Origin of the sequence: Streptomyces sp. NPDC051909, assembly GCF_040681095.1 — a bacterium.
Lineage (GTDB): Bacteria > Actinomycetota > Actinomycetes > Streptomycetales > Streptomycetaceae > Streptomyces.
Genome location: NZ_JBFAYA010000053.1, coordinates 1 through 15,958 on the forward strand (window position 1 = coordinate 1; position 15,958 = coordinate 15,958).

At 64.3% G+C, this 15,958-nt stretch carries 9 protein-coding genes and 8 pseudogenes; 7 read left to right on the forward strand and 10 right to left on the reverse strand.

The genetic code is table 11. The features are described 5' to 3' along the window. The first annotated feature begins 168 nt into the window (after nucleotides 1–168). The gene (locus tag AB0M18_RS35600) at nucleotides 169–603 is read left to right on the forward strand and encodes a VOC family protein (RefSeq protein WP_365765476.1); all 435 of its coding nucleotides are present in this window, start codon (nucleotides 169–171) and stop codon (nucleotides 601–603) included. Between the two features lie 136 nt (nucleotides 604–739). Here AB0M18_RS35600 and AB0M18_RS35605 read toward each other — a convergent pair. Further along, nucleotides 740–1,514 (reverse strand): annotated as a pseudogene (locus tag AB0M18_RS35605) (IS5 family transposase); the annotation flags it as partial. A 49-nt stretch (nucleotides 1,515–1,563) separates the two neighbouring features. Beyond that, a pseudogene (locus AB0M18_RS35610) lies at nucleotides 1,564–2,091 on the reverse strand (DUF6192 family protein); the annotation flags it as partial. A gap of 1,526 nt (nucleotides 2,092–3,617) precedes the next feature. Here AB0M18_RS35610 and AB0M18_RS35615 point away from each other — a divergent pair. The 4 genes and pseudogenes from AB0M18_RS35615 to AB0M18_RS35630 form a co-directional block, all read left to right on the forward strand. Next, the gene (locus AB0M18_RS35615; protein WP_365765478.1) at nucleotides 3,618–4,220 is read left to right on the forward strand and encodes a hypothetical protein; all 603 of its coding nucleotides are present in this window, start codon (nucleotides 3,618–3,620) and stop codon (nucleotides 4,218–4,220) included. Nucleotides 4,221–4,770: 550 nt separating this feature from the next. Further along, nucleotides 4,771–5,259 (forward strand): hypothetical protein, encoded by a 489-nt coding sequence (locus tag AB0M18_RS35620; RefSeq protein WP_365765480.1) that lies wholly within the window; start codon nucleotides 4,771–4,773, stop codon nucleotides 5,257–5,259. A gap of 94 nt (nucleotides 5,260–5,353) precedes the next feature. After that, a pseudogene (locus tag AB0M18_RS35625) lies at nucleotides 5,354–6,046 on the forward strand (IS630 family transposase); the annotation flags it as partial. Between the two features lie 31 nt (nucleotides 6,047–6,077). Continuing rightward, nucleotides 6,078–6,224 (forward strand): annotated as a pseudogene (locus AB0M18_RS35630) (IS5/IS1182 family transposase); the annotation flags it as partial. A gap of 88 nt (nucleotides 6,225–6,312) precedes the next feature. Here AB0M18_RS35630 and AB0M18_RS35635 read toward each other — a convergent pair. After that, nucleotides 6,313–6,717: a DUF4265 domain-containing protein gene (locus AB0M18_RS35635; RefSeq protein WP_365765482.1), complete on the reverse strand. Its 405-nt coding sequence runs from the start codon at nucleotides 6,715–6,717 to the stop codon at nucleotides 6,313–6,315. Nucleotides 6,718–6,854: 137 nt separating this feature from the next. Further along, a pseudogene (locus AB0M18_RS35640) lies at nucleotides 6,855–7,034 on the reverse strand (IS5/IS1182 family transposase); the annotation flags it as partial. A gap of 296 nt (nucleotides 7,035–7,330) precedes the next feature. Between AB0M18_RS35640 and AB0M18_RS35645 the strand changes: the two are divergent. Beyond that, nucleotides 7,331–8,706, forward strand: a pseudogene (locus AB0M18_RS35645) (IS1380 family transposase). 533 nt (nucleotides 8,707–9,239) lie between these two features. On the opposite strand, the gene AB0M18_RS35650 reads toward AB0M18_RS35645, so the two are convergent. The 3 genes and pseudogenes from AB0M18_RS35650 to AB0M18_RS35660 form a co-directional block, all read right to left on the reverse strand. Next, nucleotides 9,240–9,368 (reverse strand): hypothetical protein, encoded by a 129-nt coding sequence (locus AB0M18_RS35650; protein WP_365765484.1) that lies wholly within the window; start codon nucleotides 9,366–9,368, stop codon nucleotides 9,240–9,242. Between the two features lie 1,572 nt (nucleotides 9,369–10,940). Continuing rightward, nucleotides 10,941–11,297 (reverse strand): annotated as a pseudogene (locus tag AB0M18_RS35655) (transposase); the annotation flags it as partial. A gap of 19 nt (nucleotides 11,298–11,316) precedes the next feature. Beyond that, on the reverse strand, nucleotides 11,317–12,090 hold the full coding sequence (locus AB0M18_RS35660; protein ID WP_365765486.1) for a recombinase family protein: 774 nt from the start codon (nucleotides 12,088–12,090) through the stop codon (nucleotides 11,317–11,319). A gap of 699 nt (nucleotides 12,091–12,789) precedes the next feature. On the opposite strand from AB0M18_RS35660, the gene AB0M18_RS35665 reads away from it, so the two are divergent. After that, nucleotides 12,790–13,428 (forward strand): hypothetical protein, encoded by a 639-nt coding sequence (locus AB0M18_RS35665; RefSeq protein WP_365765488.1) that lies wholly within the window; start codon nucleotides 12,790–12,792, stop codon nucleotides 13,426–13,428. Nucleotides 13,429–13,479: 51 nt separating this feature from the next. On the opposite strand, the gene AB0M18_RS35670 is transcribed toward AB0M18_RS35665, so the two are convergent. From AB0M18_RS35670 to AB0M18_RS35680, 3 genes and pseudogenes are all read right to left on the reverse strand, one after another. After that, nucleotides 13,480–14,562, reverse strand: a complete 1,083-nt coding sequence (locus AB0M18_RS35670; protein ID WP_365765490.1) for a hypothetical protein — start codon at nucleotides 14,560–14,562, stop codon at nucleotides 13,480–13,482. Between the two features lie 409 nt (nucleotides 14,563–14,971). Beyond that, complete coding sequence (locus AB0M18_RS35675) at nucleotides 14,972–15,529, reverse strand: DUF4158 domain-containing protein (protein ID WP_365765492.1); 558 nt, start codon at nucleotides 15,527–15,529, stop codon at nucleotides 14,972–14,974. 152 nt (nucleotides 15,530–15,681) lie between these two features. Beyond that, a pseudogene (locus AB0M18_RS35680) lies at nucleotides 15,682–15,958 on the reverse strand (transposase); the annotation flags it as partial.

The following is a 15,958-nucleotide window of genomic DNA, read 5'->3' on the forward strand; positions in this document are numbered from 1 at the left end:
TCGAGGGCAACCGCATGAAAGCCATACCCGGTGTCTCTGGGCCTCTGGACCTTACGACGGCCCGTCCAACCCACGAACAAGGTAGGACCGCATGATTTGATCACGGATATTGATAGATTCTGGGGTCCTGGTCGCCGCTGTCCGGACAGCGATGAGCGAGCCCTGGGTGTGAGCTCTGCAACGGGAGAGGCGAAGCTGATGGAGAGAGTCGGTTTTGTTGGCATTAGAACAGAAAAATTCAGTGATATGGTCCGCTTGCTGCGTGACGTGATGGGTGCTCAAGTCACTCGTGAGGAAGACACCGTCGTCGGCTTCCGCATGGCGGACGGGACAACAGTCGAGATCTACAGCACAGAAGATGATTTCCACTCGTTCTTCACCACGGGGCCCGTCGTTGGGTTCGAGGTGGACGACTTCGATGAAGTCCGGCGAAGGATGCTCGAGACCGGCATCCAGTTTATTGGAGACCCGCAACACGATTCCGGTGTCTCCTGGCAGCACTTTCGCAACCCCGATGGGACGGTTTGCGAAATCATCGGTCCCGGTGCCCCACTCGCTTTGGCCGCACCAGAGAACGAGGACGCGGATCAACCGGGGGATTGAATCGCACTGTTCACGCTGCCGAGTTCGTGCACGATAGGTGGTGAGATGTCGAGGACTCCGGTGGCGGTGGTCCGGGCGACTGTCAGTCTCCACGGCTCTCGCGGGATGCTGGCTGACCGCTTCTTCGGGACTGCCGACGGGTGATTCTCCTGGTCATGGGGGTGATTGCGGCCCAGGTGATCAGCGACTCGGAGTGCTGGACGAGCCGTTCGTGACCGCGGGCGTGTCGGCGGGCGTGCATGATCCAGGCGAGGGACCGCTCGACGGCCCAGCGGCGGGGCAGCGGCGGGGCAGGATGACGAACCCAGGTGTATTCTTGGGCCGGCTGACGGTTTTGAGCGTCAGGTTCAGGTGTTTCTTCGCCCGGGTCACGAGCTGTCCGGCATAGCCGGAGTCGGCCCATACGATGGTGATCTCGGGGTGCATGAGGCGGAGCCGGAACAGCACCTCTTTCGCCGCGTGACCATGACGAACAGCGGCAGGCCCTTGGTGTCCACGACCAGGTGCCGTTTGCGGCCGTTGATTTTCTTCGCTCCGTCGTAGCCGCGCGAGTCCTTGCCGACGGTCTCGGCGGCCTTCACCGACTGGGAGTCGATGACGGTCGCGACAGCGCCGGGGGCCCGACCCATCTCGCAGCGGATGCGTTTGCGGATCTGTCCGACGATGCCGGCCGCGGCCCAGCGGGCCATAAAGCCGTAGCACGTGCGCCAGGGTGGGAAGTCTCTGGGCAGGGCCCGCCATTTGCAGCCGGTGTCGACGACGTACCTGATCGCGTCGACGATCTCGCGGCGAGGGTGTTTTTCCGGGCGTCCACCCCTACGGTTCTCGCAGGCCGGGGGCGGCAGCAGCGGTTCGATCAGGGCCCACTCGTCGTCGAAGGTGTCAGAGGGGTAGCAGCGGCGCCGAGCCAACGGGCCCTCCCAGGAAGACGGGGCGGGGCCGGCCTCAATGAAGTCGCTGCTCGCGGGCCTGTCGGCCGCGTTCGACCTGGGCGTGGTTGACCTGGTGGCGGGCGGCGTCGTCCGACATCGCCCGGAAGGCGACATCGGTGCGCCGCAGCAAACCGGTGGTGACCGTCGCGGCGACCTGGTGGTCGCGGGTGAGTTCCTCCACGGCCCGGACCTTGTCCTCCTGCCTGACCTGGGCGACCACTGTCGGACGCCGAAGCAGGTCGCTGGTGACGGTGGCGGCGACCGCCTCGTCCCTCGCGAGGGTGTGGATCGCGCTGACCTTCTCCTGCGGGGTGATCGGGTGCTCGACCTGCCGACCGACACGCCGCCGGGCCTCGTCTGCGGTCCACCGCTGCTTGCCCTTCGGCGGGGTCAGGATCGCGGTGAACCGTTCGCGCTCGTCGCCGATGCCCGCCAGGATCCTGTGCACGGTGAAGGACACAGTCTTCTGCCGGTGTTCCTTCGGCCAGCGCGAGGCCGTCCACCTGGCCTCCTTCACCGTCGAGTACGACAGTCCGATGTCCTCGGCCAGGCGGAAACATCGACTCCTTGACCGTGAACAGCTCCTCGCCCCGCTCCTGGCCGCCCGCCTCGCAGCAGAGCCGCCACGCTGCCTCCGGAGCCGGTGGAGCAGCTGTCCGCCACCGGAATGCGGTGGGTGTAGCACCTCGGGAATCGGCATCACCAACCGTCTCAGGTAGTGCGATCCAGGTGCCGCCATCGCCGCTCGGTTCTGTTTCCAGATCACCCTTACAGGTAATCAATACTCCATCAAGCAGCTGAGCATGGGATGCTCACGAACCCACCACGCCCACGGCGGACTATGAATCAACCGTCTGAATCGGCTCTGACTAGAACCGAGAAGATCCATTTTCAGACTTATGCTTCCACGTGTCATCCGAACCGAAGGAAGTGATTCAATTGAATGGATCCCGCATCTACGGTGCGGTCGCTGCGGGAATCGCCTCACTGGGCCTGTTCGCCCCAGCAAGCAGCGCCGCCGACCCCGTAGAGCATACCCGAACCAGCTCTCTCAACTACTCTGTTGACCCCCAGCGGACAATCAACGCCCTGGTGTCATGCCCCAACTACGACTTTCCCTACGTCAAGAATGTCCAGGTCACTCAGAGCACGAAGGGGGTAAGCGGGTCCCCCGAGGTAGGGATGCTATGGGGGAGGAGTCGATATATCGAAGGGATGAGGGTTCAGATCAGCAACCCCCAGATGACGGGGCGTCAATCATTCTGGCTGTGGGTCGAATGCTCAAACGTACAGCAGTCGAACTACAGGGTTCGAAAGTCCATTTCAGACGAAAAAACCATTCGCCCCGGGCAGGAAGATGCTTTGCTGGCGTCCTGCCCCGCAGACACCCCGCACCTGTTCAGCCTTGACCCATGGACGTACGCGGACATCACGTGGAGTCAAGTCGCGCAGGGGGAAACAAGCGGTTCCGCACTGGCCAGGAACTCGTCACTGTCACCCCGGAACGCCAAACTGACCGCCTGGTGTGAGTGATCTCCTCGTGACGCGCTTGGACACCACGCCAGCGTAGGCTCCAAGCACGGGCGCAGGGCGCGGCCAGTCGGCTCAGGTCGGGCGCGGTCGAGGACGCGGGCACCGAGGGAAAGCGGGCGGCCGCGTGAGGCGAGCCCGCGCGCCTGAGCAGCCCAACCGACGTAACCCACAGCCCCTCCAGCCGTTTGAAGCCGACGTTCCCGGTCCCCACCATCCGGGACCGGACTCCGCGCGCCAGCCCTGCCACCACGCCCGGCGGCGGGAGGCCGTCGTCATCCCAAGGGATGCGGGCAACCGCCGACGAGGCGGGGAGGTTGAGCAGTGCGGAGGGCGGGGCGAGGAAATTGCCGGAATGAGTAGCCATGTCTCATCTCGCTTCCTCCCCGAGCGGCTAATTTCAGGACACGCTGATCACATCATCGCGATCCGTCCACCCCAAGCAGAGAAAACTGAAGAGAATCAAGTAAACCGATCTCTGGCGGCACGGCCGTTCGGAGGGGGATCCGAGAACTGGCGCTTCACGAGCGACCCGAAAGAGGGATGATCCCAGTGAGTAAATACACCATTTTCGCCGCAGCGGCCACAGGCATCTCGTCATTGAGCCTGTTCGCCCCATCAGCCGGCGCCGCCTCTGCGGAGCCGATTGAATACAGCTACGTCACCGTCTCATATTCAATCGACCCCCAGAGGTCGCTCGACGCCCCGGCAGCATGCCAGAAATACACCACTCCTTATGTCAAGAGAGTTCAGGTCTTCTACAGCAACAAGGGCGCTACTGGAGCCGTCACCGTAAGGCAACAGCCAGGCAGGAGCCGGTATATCGAGGAAGCAAGAGTGCGTATCAGCAACCCGCAGGCCAACGGTCGCCTACAATTCAAAATCTCGATAGCCTGTTCGAGCGAGAAGCCGGATAAATATGACGTAGAAAAAGCGCTCTGGGATGAGCAGACAGTCCACCCCGGACAGGAAAATACACTTTCGGTAACCTGCCCCGTGGACACTCCCCATCTGGGCACTCTCTGGGGAGAAGAGTTTGCAGACATCACTTGGAGTCAATACCAAATAGGTGAGATCGAAGGCTCCGCGACGGCCAAGAATACGTCACTATCACCCCGGAATGCCAAACTCTGGGCATGGTGCTACCCAGACTGAATCTCTCTCAACGTAAGCAGCCGGCAAATCCGGATGGCCACCGGGGGCGGAGCGGGCGACAGCACCGACCGGACCGACAAAAAGATGGTAACCCACGCAGGCCGGTCTGCTACCACCACCGACATGAAGCCAGTCAGCCCCCTCCCGGGAGAGATCGATTGCAACACCCTATTTCCCACCTGCTCAGGGAATCCGAAATTGCGCCCGGGAAACTTACCCGCTGCGTCAGATTTCATCGAAAAATAGCAGAATTTAGAGTCCTGGGGCATCCGCCTCCTTGATTCCATTACACAGAAACGGAGCTTCCATGAAATTGAGGTCCACCCGACGCAAAGCGTCAATAACCGGCGCCGTATTGGCTCTTCTCGCTTCCCTCGGATCCCTCCTGGGATTTTCAGGTTCGGCGGCTGCGTCAGTATACTGCCGGCCAACGGGTACCAATACGTGCCAAATGAATGGTGCAGCCTTAGGAACCTTTCCGGGCCGTCTGGCGCAAGTGATACTCGTATGCCCGACAGGGTACCCTTATGCTCACGACTACTCTTATTCGATGAAAGCCACCGGCGGGACAGTCCCATCCCTTCCCCTCGCGAGGGATGAGCTCACGGTCGGAACTGGCCCATGGAACCGAGGGTCGCTCTGGCTCGCGGTACAGAATCCCGGATACCCTAACAGGAAGAATCTGGACCTGTATGCCAGCCTCACGTGCAGTAACCAGAACCCTGGCGAAAGGTCAAATTTCGGTCCGGTACCGATCACCGAATTCGAAGAGAGCATTCAATTCGAGAGAGTGTGCCCCGATGGCCAGGAGCTCGTTTCTTCCGAAATATCGGGCATGATGTCGGGAGTTGAATGGGAGGACCGTCCGGAGGAAGAGCGCAGGAGCGCATTCCCGATCTATTTTGATACGACGGTTGAGACGCTCCACGCGATATACGATTACGGAATCCGGGTCGATGTGCAACGGAGCATTCAGCCCGAGGAGCTCTCCCCTGCCGAAATCAGCGGAACAATTTACTGCCGTCCGCGGTCCTATTGATCCGAAACGTTTTGGTTCAGGCTCGTTGACAGTGTGTGGGTGGTCTGGTGGGGATGCGCGGACCTGATCGCCTGGCGCGCAGGAGGCTGTGCGGTTGCTGGCGTGTCCGCGCTGGTGGAGGGGGCGGGACCGGGCCGAGGTCGCGGCCCTGTTTCAAGGTGTCGGTCAGGGCCGCGGACAACTGGTGGGCAAGGTGGCAGGCCGGTGGCCGGGACGCGCTGTTGTCCCGTCCGCGTGGGCGCCGGGTGGGCGAACATCAGGTTCTGTCCGAGGCCGGAGCAGGCCGCCGTCCGACAGGCCGTCCTCGATCGCATCCCCTGCGACCCGGGACTTTCCGGTCACCTGTGGACGCGGGGGCCGATAGGCGAGCTGATCTTCACGCCGTACCGGGTCCGCTTCACCGAGCCCGGGGTGGGCAAGTACCTCAAACGCTGGGGACTGACGTTCCGGCGTCCGGACAAGCGGGCCGTCGAGCAGGACGCGGAAGCGGTCCGCGTCTGGCACAAGGAGACCCGGCCGACAGGCCCAGGCGAAGGCGGAGAGGGGTGAAGTCCTCTTCGCCGACCAGGTCGGGGTCCGCTCGGACCAGGTCACCGGCCGCACCGGGGGCGCCAAAGGCGCGATGCCGGTGGTCCGCCGCACCGGCAACCGGTTCTCCGTGAACGCGGTGTCCGCGATCAGCACCCTCGGCCGGATGCACTTCATGGTCTTCACCGAGACCTTCTACGCGAAGGTCATGTGCCGTTTCCTTGACCGGCTCGTCGGGCACTTCGACCACAAGATCCACTCGCGGGCGAGCCATGGCCGGCACGCTGGGCCAGGCGCTGGTAGAGCGGAGCATCGGATAGATCATGACGCACCGGCGCCTCGCCCGCGACTACGAGACCCTCACCACCAGCTCCGAAGCCATGATCCACATCGCCTCGATCGACAACCTCGCCATCCGCATAACAGACGCGACCACCCACCTAGCGAGGAACCTACTAGCAGATAAAGGGCAATACCCCTACGCGAGACGCCCTCTTAGAACTCCTAACGGAATGATCTTTCGGATCAGTAGTCGATCTCCCAGTGGAGGGCGCCGGCCTGGGCAAGGGGTTCCAATACCTCGACGAAGGGCGCCACATCCGAGCCAGGCGGGAGGTCAACGGCGAGGTAGGTGCCCTGGAGCCACTCATGTGGCAGGCCGGTGTCGACAGCCTTGCCGTACAGGAGCTCGTGCGCTTGGTCTCGGTCTGCGTGTTCCACGACGGGTGCGACGCGAAGGGTCCGGTGGCCGTACTTGCGCACGGCCCTCTTCACCAGGTGGTTGCTGTCGATAGTCACCACGTCGCGGTAGCAGATTCCGTAGGTGAAGAAGGGCAGACAGGCCACCTCAAACGTGTCCTCGGTGAGCTGGCGCGTCCACAGTTGCTCGCGACAGTCGTCCAGCCCGTCCGACAGGTCGGCGTGGATCATGTAGTTGGCCGGACCCCGTCCGATCGGGTCCTCGTGCGTGATGATGGTGATGGGGTGCCTCCCGGAGCTGGGTCCCGACTCCCCGATCCTGCAACAGCAGCCTCGGCCTCGATGCGGCGGGGCGCGTTCAGACGTCGCCAGCAGATCAATGCGCATCCGAGGGCGAGGAAGGCTTCGTGGATGTCATCACGGATCTCCTAGCGGATCGGCAGGCGGCGGAACCAGCGCAGATGGGCGAACGCGCGCTCGACAACCCAGCGTTGAGTGCCCAGCCCGGAACCGTGCTCCGTGCCCCGGCGGGCGACCAGCGGCACCAGCCGGGCATGTGCGTCGGGATCGCCTCCGGCTCGGCGTTCATCGCCCGAGCAGGCGTCCGGGACAGCAGCGACCTGGTCTGCATCGGCCGCGCTCCCGACGTCGCGGCCAAACTCAGCGCCATCCGGGAGGCCGGCACATACCGCAGCTACGTCACGGCCGACGTCCACGACAAACTTGACACGAGCATGAAGATCACGAGCGGCGAGGATGTCTGGGAGAAGCGCCAGGAGACTGTGGGCGGAGAAGCCACGGTCATCTACCGGTCCCGTTAAGCACTCTCCAGGTGAAGAAGCGTATCGGGGGTCCCTGCCCGCGTGTCCGCATCGAGGGCGGCGGCCGGGAGCTGGTCTCGCAGGCCGGGAGCGTGCTGCTGGTCGAGACCGTCCGCAAGACCGGCCTGGACACCGCGATATCCGCGGCGCTGACGCCGTGGCGGAAGGCCCGGGTGGTGCACGATCCGGGCAAGATCCTGCTGGACATCGCGTTGGCGGTCGCGCTGGGCGGGGACTGCCTCGCGGACGTCGGCATGTTGCGGGCCGAACCGGCTGTGTTCGGGCCGGTCGCCTCCGACCCGACGGTCTCCCGCCTCGTCGACACTCTTGCCGCCTCCGGGAAGAAGGCTCTGCGGGCGGTCCGTGCCGCGCGGGCCGAAGCACGCGAGCGGGCCTGGCAGTTGGCGACGGCAGCGCGCCCGATGGGGCGGGACGGTGACCGTCGACCTCGACGGGGTGCTAGTGATCGCGCACTCCGACAAGGAGGACGCCGCACCCACTTGAAAGCGGACCTACTGCCATCACCCTTCGATGGGGTTCGTCGACCACGGGCCGTGCGGCACCGGTGAGCCGGTGGCGGCCCTGCTCAGGCCAGGGAACGCGGGATCGAACACTGCGGCCGGCCACATCACCGCCACCCGCATGGCTCTGGAGCTCTGGCTCAACTGCCGGCAAAGTACCGGCGCGGACGTCAGACCCTGATACGGCCCGACTCCGCGGGCAGCACCCACGACTTCGTTGCTTGGCTCGCTCAGCGGGGACGGTGGCTGTCCTACTCGGTCGGCATGGTGATCATCGAAGCGATCCACCAGCACGTCCTCAAAGTCCCCGCCTCGGCCTGGTCGGCGGCGGTCGAGGCGGACGGCGAGATCCGTGACGGGGCCGAGGTCGCCGAACTCACCGGCGATCTCCTGAACGGCTGGCCGAAGGGAATGCGGCTGATCGTCCGGAAGGAACGACCGCACCCCGGGGCACAGTTGAGGCTCACGGACGCGGACGGCATGCGACTCACGTGCTTCGCCACCAGCACCTCGGGCCTGCCGATCGCCGAGCTTGAGCTCCGTCACCGGCTGCGGGCGAGGGCCGAGGACCGCATCCGGGCCGCCCACTCGACCGGCCTGCGGAACCTGCCCCTGCACCGCACAGCTCAGAACCGGATCTGGCCGGAGATCGTCCAGATCGCGCTGGAACTGCTGGCCTGGATGCCGATGCTCGCCCTGACCGGCACGGCCCGTCTCTGGGAGCCTCGCCGTCTGCGGCTCCGCCTGTTCACCACGGCCGGACAGCTCTTGTGACCACCGGCCGTCGGCGGATCCTTCGCCTGGCCCGGCACTGGCCCTGGACCAGCCACATCACCGACGCCCTCGAACGGCTCGCGCTCCTGCCGAACCCCGGCTGACCGACGGTTTTCCCGTCCCTACGACAGCACCCTAAAACCCGGAGCAGTGGAACCCGGCGCCACACCGAGGCGGCACTCGGGCCCTCAACCTGCCCAGCCTCAGCCCACGGAACGAACGGTCCACCGACTCCGTCGGCGGACCGTCACGAAACTTCGAGGTTAACGCCGTCCAAGCCGTCGCCCACATGCACAATCTCGCTCTCGCAGCGGGATCAGGACCGCTGCAAACCCCTGACTTGCCCAGACACAACCTTGCAACACGCTCAGCCGCCTCGAAGAGCCGCCCTACGGTAGTGAGATCCCGCTCGCCAGTCGCAGCGACTCCCGGCTCGACCAATGCAGGAACAACGCGGCCTTCGCGTCCATGCTGGGCTCATGTTCCAGGACTTCACTCCTTTCATTAACAAGCGGGGCTCGCCACATGTGGCGAGCCCCGCCTTTAGGCGGTACTTAACAAGCATCACCGAACCAGTCAGTTCCGCCTGCTGGCCGCGATTGAAGCCCTCAATCGTGCAGGAGGGCCTCCGCCTGGTTCAGTTGGCTGCCGGGTCGTCAAGATCGGTGAGAACAACCTCGTTGTGGTTCGGCCACAGGTCATCGTCGGTAAGAACAACCCCGCAGTGGTTGGCGCCCACGCCGTCACCGTTTTGGATGTAGATCATGAAAACTATCTCCGGAACTTGAATTACTTGGCCTTTTAGGGCGTTCGGCCCCGGAGGGACACCCGATCAGGAATGGGACGCCTACGCTTGAGCTTTCGCTGCTCAAGAAAGGTACATCGCCAGGAGGAACGCGACCGTTCCGTAACTGTGCGTGAAGTCGGATAATCAGGTCGCCTCTTCCAGGCGGTGACGGCCTGCTCGTCGCGTTCGCGACCCGCCGGCGCGGGTATCTATGCCGCATCTCGCCTGCTACACGCACCGGGCCCCGGCGAACGCACATCCGCCCAGCTCAAGCGGCGACGGAACCCCCTACACCCGACCCGCTTCTCGACCAACCTCGTCAGCCGAGCCATCCAAGCCCTTCCATATCCTCACCTGCAACCATTCAAGATCGTCAAGGCTGGAACCCGCGACACATCGAGGCTATGAGTTCAAACTACTCAATCCGGCACACTCGCGAGGCCCTATATTCGTCGTAATAGTCGACCGCGCTCATATCCCCTTCAAGGGAAGCGCTCGCGAATGAAAGTTGGCCTGCTGTGAACTTGGTATCGGTCAGGCGTAAATCAGTTTTTGGGGCCGTTGCGCTCTCCTTCGCTTCCCTTGGATCCCTCTGGGGGGCAGGTGGGGCAGCAGCTGTGCCAGGCTCGTGTACGCCGGTTGGTGATCTCTCATGCGTAATGACATCAGCCGCGATAGGCACCAACCCAGGAGCTCCCGCACGGGTCTATATGACGTGCCCCGCATCGTTTCCTTACGTTACAGCCGTTGATGTCGAAATAACCAGTGGCGGACTAACCAGCAATGATGGCAAAGGCAAGGATTTGCCTTTCCAGAGGTTCAACATCAAGCAGCCCGGTACGGAATATGGATCTCGGGGTGAGATTGACATTATCGTGCAAAACCCGGGCTACCCCAACACTAAAAAGCTGGACCTGAAAGGCAGCCTAACCTGCTCCGCCACACCATTCAATGGACTGAATGAAGTGACAATCTCCCGGACAGAGCCGTACACCTCATCCGGCGTAGGAGTTGCCTACGTCTCGGTCACGTGCCCCCAGCCGCAGTTCCCTATCAATAGAGGCCATACGTACATAAACACCACTAAGGACATGGTGAATAATGAGGTGGATGGCCTATATGGGATAAGCGGCGTTTTCACCGCTCCCCCAATAGGTGGGTCGAGTGGGCGCCCCGGGTACAAGGTGACGTGCGGCCCATCGGTGCTATGAGTCCTTCTTCAAGGCCGCCTCATTCCGATATTTTATTCACGCTGGGAGGTTGGTTCGCGGGCTCGTGGCTCGGTTTCCCGTGATCGGCGAGATGGCCCTGCTCGGTGGCTTGGCGGATTGACGACGAGCGCGTACCTGAGCAGGGCTATTTCGAATTGCGCGGCTCACGCCACGGCGGAGTCGTTCAACGCGACATGGAACGCGAGACGCTCCATCCGGAAGCAGTGGAACGGGGCGTGAGGCCGGGGCCTGAGGGACATCGGTGTCAGATCGTGCGCTTAGAGGTCGTTTTCGTCCGATGTTCCATCCCGAGATGGGTTGTTTGGCGGCCTTCTTCGGGCCGCGCCAGGAGATGGTGTTGGAGCATGAGCCAGCCGTAGGTCCGCTCGACCGCCCACCGTTTCGGGATCGGGGTGAATCCCCTGGTCCCGGGGGTGCGGGCGGTGATCTCCATGCCGATGCCGAGGGCGGCGGCGTGCTCGACGAGGTGCTGGCGGTAACCGCCGTCCACCCAGACCTTGCGGATGCCGGGGTGCTCGACGGCGACCTGGTCCAGGAGCCGGGTGCCGGCGAGGGAGTCCTGCACGCTCGCCGCAGTGACCAGCACCGCGAGGAGGAGGCCGAGCGTGTCGGTCACGATACTCCGCTTCCTGCCCACGGTCTTCTTCGGCCCCCGGTCTCCTATCTCTGACCCACGGTGCAAAGTAGCGGGGTGATCAGGTGCTCGCCGCCGTAGCGGCCTGTTCGTCGTGTTCGCGCAGCATCCGCATGACGGTGGCGGGCGAGGGATGCTGGCCCTTCTTCGCGCCGGTAGTGATGACGAGTCGCTTGGCGATGTCGCGCAGGCTCATCTCCTGCTCGCGCAGGTGGAGGGCCATGGCGAGCATGTCCTGGTCGGTGACGCCTGCGCCTCCGATGGTCTTGCCGCGCTTGCGGGCGGACTCGTGGCCTTCGAGGGTGCGGTCGCGGATGTACTCGCGCTCCATCCCGGACATGGCCGCGAGAACAGTGAACACGATCCCGGAAGGGTCGTGCGAGCCCTTCAGCTCCCCGGTGAGGAACTCAAGGCCGACGTCGCTCGCCCTCAGCTCTTCGGCGAGCATGGCGAGTTCCATGCCGCGGCCGAGCCGCTTGTGTTCGTGAACGACCAGGGTCACGGCGACGCCGGAGGAGCGGATCTCCCCGGCGAGCTTCACGGCGGCCTCCACCTCGGGGCGCCGGGTGGCGCGGGTGGAGATCTTCTCCGAGAAGACGCGCGTCACCCCGGCCTCAGCGAGAGAGTCGAGCTGGGCGTCGAGGGACTGCCGGGCGGTCGAGGCGCGGGCATAGCCGAGGCGGACCTGCCCGACCGGTTCGGCGCCGGCGCTCACCGGCCGGGACAGCTCGATCCACACCGACCCCGGTTTTCGTACGGCCGGGGTCGGCACGCTGAGCGCTTTGGCGAGTTGGGGCACGAGGCGGAAGCGGGCGGTGTGGTACTGGATCGCCACCTTCCCCTTGGAGGTACGGCACGGTGAACCCGCTGGGGCGGCGCAGGTGGACATCGAGCAGGCGTGCGATTCAACGCGCATGAAGTCGTCGCTCACAACACCGGAGCGTTTCATGAGGGAGTTTCAGGGGTCCAGGCGTTTGCAACAACTCATGAAACATGATCTCCGCAGGTGCACAGCCGGGCGATCGCCTGTTTCACGAGCGACCACCTATGAAACAGGGCGCGGCCCGGATGATCGCCAGCGGAGGGGCGAGCGCCACGGCGTATCCCGATCTTGAGCAGCGCCACCTCCCCGGGAACCGGACCCACTCGGCGGCGCCCCTCCACCACGTAAACGCGAACCAACGAACCGGCCATGGACCAGCCGCACATCCGCGACCAGTACCCGTGACGACCGGCGCACTCGAAACCCAAGCCGCCCACCACTTCACCGGAACCCCCGAGTTTCGCCTACCTAAGTAATCCCTGCGCAACTCCCCGCATGAGCCCGAAGTACTCATGCGCAAAGAATCGACCACTGCTTCCCTATGTATGAACAGCCACGACATCTTCGAGCAGTCCGGGTGACGTTTGCTTAATCGATCACTTGAGTCTCGGATACTCACACAAAGAGAGCCGGCGTTCGACTGGCGGCATAGCCGACCCATAAACAGCGGCGTGAAGAAATCGCTCACGCGATCATCGAAAGGAGTCTGCGATGAAATCATTGACCAGAGGGAAGCTGGTAACCGCGGCGCTCGGAGTAGCGGGAATCGCCATCACGTCCGCCAGCACGTTCCCCGCCCACGCCGCAGACACCGCCCCCAACGGCGACCGAACATTCACCCAATATGCACGGGTGTCACCGAATCAGAACGGTTACGGGAACCATTTCGAATGCGACCGCCCCGGAGACGTCGTCAAGTACCTAGGCCACCACGGCAGCCAAAACCCGGCGATCCGCACAGAGTTCGCCGGCTACACGGACAGTGAATACGGCACGGGCATGGGCGGCTTCTACATAGTGGCCTACAACAGCAGCAGTGAGTACGGATCCTACTCCGTCACCTTCACCTGTGGCCGGGGCTTCGCCGCAGAGGAGAACGTAACACTTACCGCTGCCACTAAACTTACTCAAAAGCAAGGGGTTTACACGACTCAGGTCGTCAATTGCCCGGCCGATTTCCCAAAAGTGGGGAATTACGTGTGGGTTAAAGGACCGACGGGTCGCAAATGGGACGAATACTACGTCTCCTGGTTCTACGACAGCGGGGAGGGTGCCGAATTCAAAATCTTGAACCGGAACCTTTACCCCGAAACAGTCAGAGTAAGCCTCCTCTGCCTTCCTCAAGAGTGACCGAACGTCCCTTCGGTATCTCCGCCGGTCACCTCCAACCACTGCGGCCTCTCAGCCGCAGTGGCGCCACCCCGGCAACCCCACCCCGACAACCAGGGCGTGCATCCGGGCCGTTCTCTCTGGCCGTGTGAGGCGTACACGCCTCGCGGATTTCCATGGTGTCCATGACCTCCTGCGTCTTGGCCTCGCCGCAGGCCAAGCGCCGGGCGGCGGCGGTGACGGCGAACTTGTGCCCGGCCGGCCCGAAGCGGGCCACCGCGTCGACCTCCCGCACCACGGTCGCCGGGTTGCAGGGCCGTCCGGTGTCGTTGAGGACCTGGCGGGTGTCGTTGTACATCGTGATGAGCACGCCTCCGGCATACTCCAGCTGGTCCGCCTCCAGGTGCGCGAGGTAGCGTTCTTCAGCACGTCCAGGAGGTCAAGCACGCCCCAGCGGCGGATCGCCTCGTCCTTGAGGGCCTGGAGTCCGGTGGGCTCGTCCAGCGGCCCCAGCTTCGGCACGGTAATCCACGGCTCGCCCTTGCGGGTGGTGACCTTCACCCCTCCCGCCGAGCCGTCCGCGAGCGCCGCCGACAGCCGGTCCAGGCCGGCGGTCATCCGGCGCTTCAGGCTGGCGACGAACTCCTTGGGGTCCTCGGGCTGGCGGATCGCGGCGTGGTGCACAGTGCGGGCAGCCTCGAAATCGCCGGGCAGGCCGTCCTCCGGGTCGCCCCACCGCTTCCCGCCCTCGACGTAGATCTCCCGGCGGCGGATCGCGTCCATCAACGCCACCAGCACGCACAGCTCGTACGGGATGCGCTCGATCTTGCCCTTGTCGTCGACAACCGCCTCGCGCCAGTCCTTGCGGACGATGCCGTCCATGGGCACAGCGTCACCGGCGTCGTAGAAGCGGTTCTTGCCGTCGACGTCGGCGTACTTGGCCAGCAGCGCGAGCGCGTCCATCACCGGCCGGTAGGCGGTGTTGTTGCACTTGAAGCCCAGCGTGTTCAGCAGCGGCGGCAGCATCTGCCGGTAGTACGAGCTGTACGAGGAGCGGAGCGTGGTGCGGACCTTGGCCTTGAAGACCTTCTCGCTCGCTTTGGCCTCCGCGACCAGGTCGCGCAGCGTCTTCTCACCCACCACCGGGTAGAGCACCGTGCGGATGGTCCCCTCCGGTTGCCCGACCGCCGCGTCGGCGAGGCGGAAGAGAGGATGCTCTCCTTGCCCCTCACCTTCGTCAGCTCCGCCGTCAGCTGTCGTTCTACCCGTCGCTCGGCGCGGGCGTTGATCTTGTGGACCAGGGCGACGAGCAGTTCCACCAGGGCGTCGGTGATCTCCGCCTGACGGGACGCGCACAGCGCGGCCAGCAGCGTGGTCCGCACTTCCTCGCCCGCGTCCCGGAAGTCCGAGGGGTACATCTTGATCGCCCGTGCACGCCAGGCGGCCACCAGCTTCTCCGAGCAGTCCGCGAACAGCCCTTCCGGCATGCCAAGCTGGCGTACGGCGGTCAGCTTGGTGATCTCCGTCAGGAGCGAGTCCAGGCCTACCGCGCCCGGTGCCCGCTTCAGCGAGGCCAGCAGTGCGGTGCCGTCCTCATTGTCCTTCGCCACCAGGTCCAGCAGGCGGTGGGCGCATGCCTTGCCCAGGCGTGCGACGGTCTGCGCGCAGAAGACGCGGTCGGATCGTGCCCGTGCTGCGGCCACGATCGGCTCGATGCGGCCTGGGGGCTCGATGCGGTCGCTGCGGCACTGCACGAGCAGGGTCTCGCGCAGCCGGTCCTCCACCAGCTCCACCGGCAGACCTCATCGGCGAGCCAGGCGGTCAGGCGCTCCTCGTCGGCGCGGGTTGCCGGGCGGAACCCGAAGGCCTCGCGGATCTGCGTACGGTGGCCCTTTGCGGAGCGGGAAGACAGGTCGTACTTCGCCAAGTCCTCAGCCGACACCTTGACCACGTCGGCCACGTAGTCGACCGCAGCCGGCGGGAGCTCCTCCACTAACTGCGGGAACCGGTCCTCCAGCTCGAAGAACTTGAGCATCAGCACGAATCCAAGCCTGGTGGGGCCCGGACGTGTTTGCGACCAGGGCCCAGTCGCCGCCCACCGGCGTCCAGCACGCCACCACATCCTCGGGCGACCACTCCCGGCGCATGAACATTCCCACCCCTCCGTCGACTACTCGTTCGGCCTAACGAACCGGCCGGACACGAAGCAACGGGAGGGCAGAAGGGAGCGGCGGCTACTTTGCACCCTGGGTCAGAGATAGGAGACCGGGACCTCTTCCCGGCGTCGATGCCCTGCCCGGCGGCGGGGACGCTGGTGGAGGTCTTGACGCTCTGGGCGTCGATCACCCAGGCCGACGGCTCGGCGTCCCGGCCTTCCTTCTCGCGCAGCAGGTGCCTGAGCAGGCCGTTGAGCTGGACGAACACGCCCTCGTCGGCCCATTTGGCGAAGTAGCCGTAGACCGTGTTCCAGGGCGGGAAGCCATGCGGGAGATAGCGCCACTGGACCCCGGTCCGGTCGACATACAAGATCGCGTCCATGATGTCGCGCAGG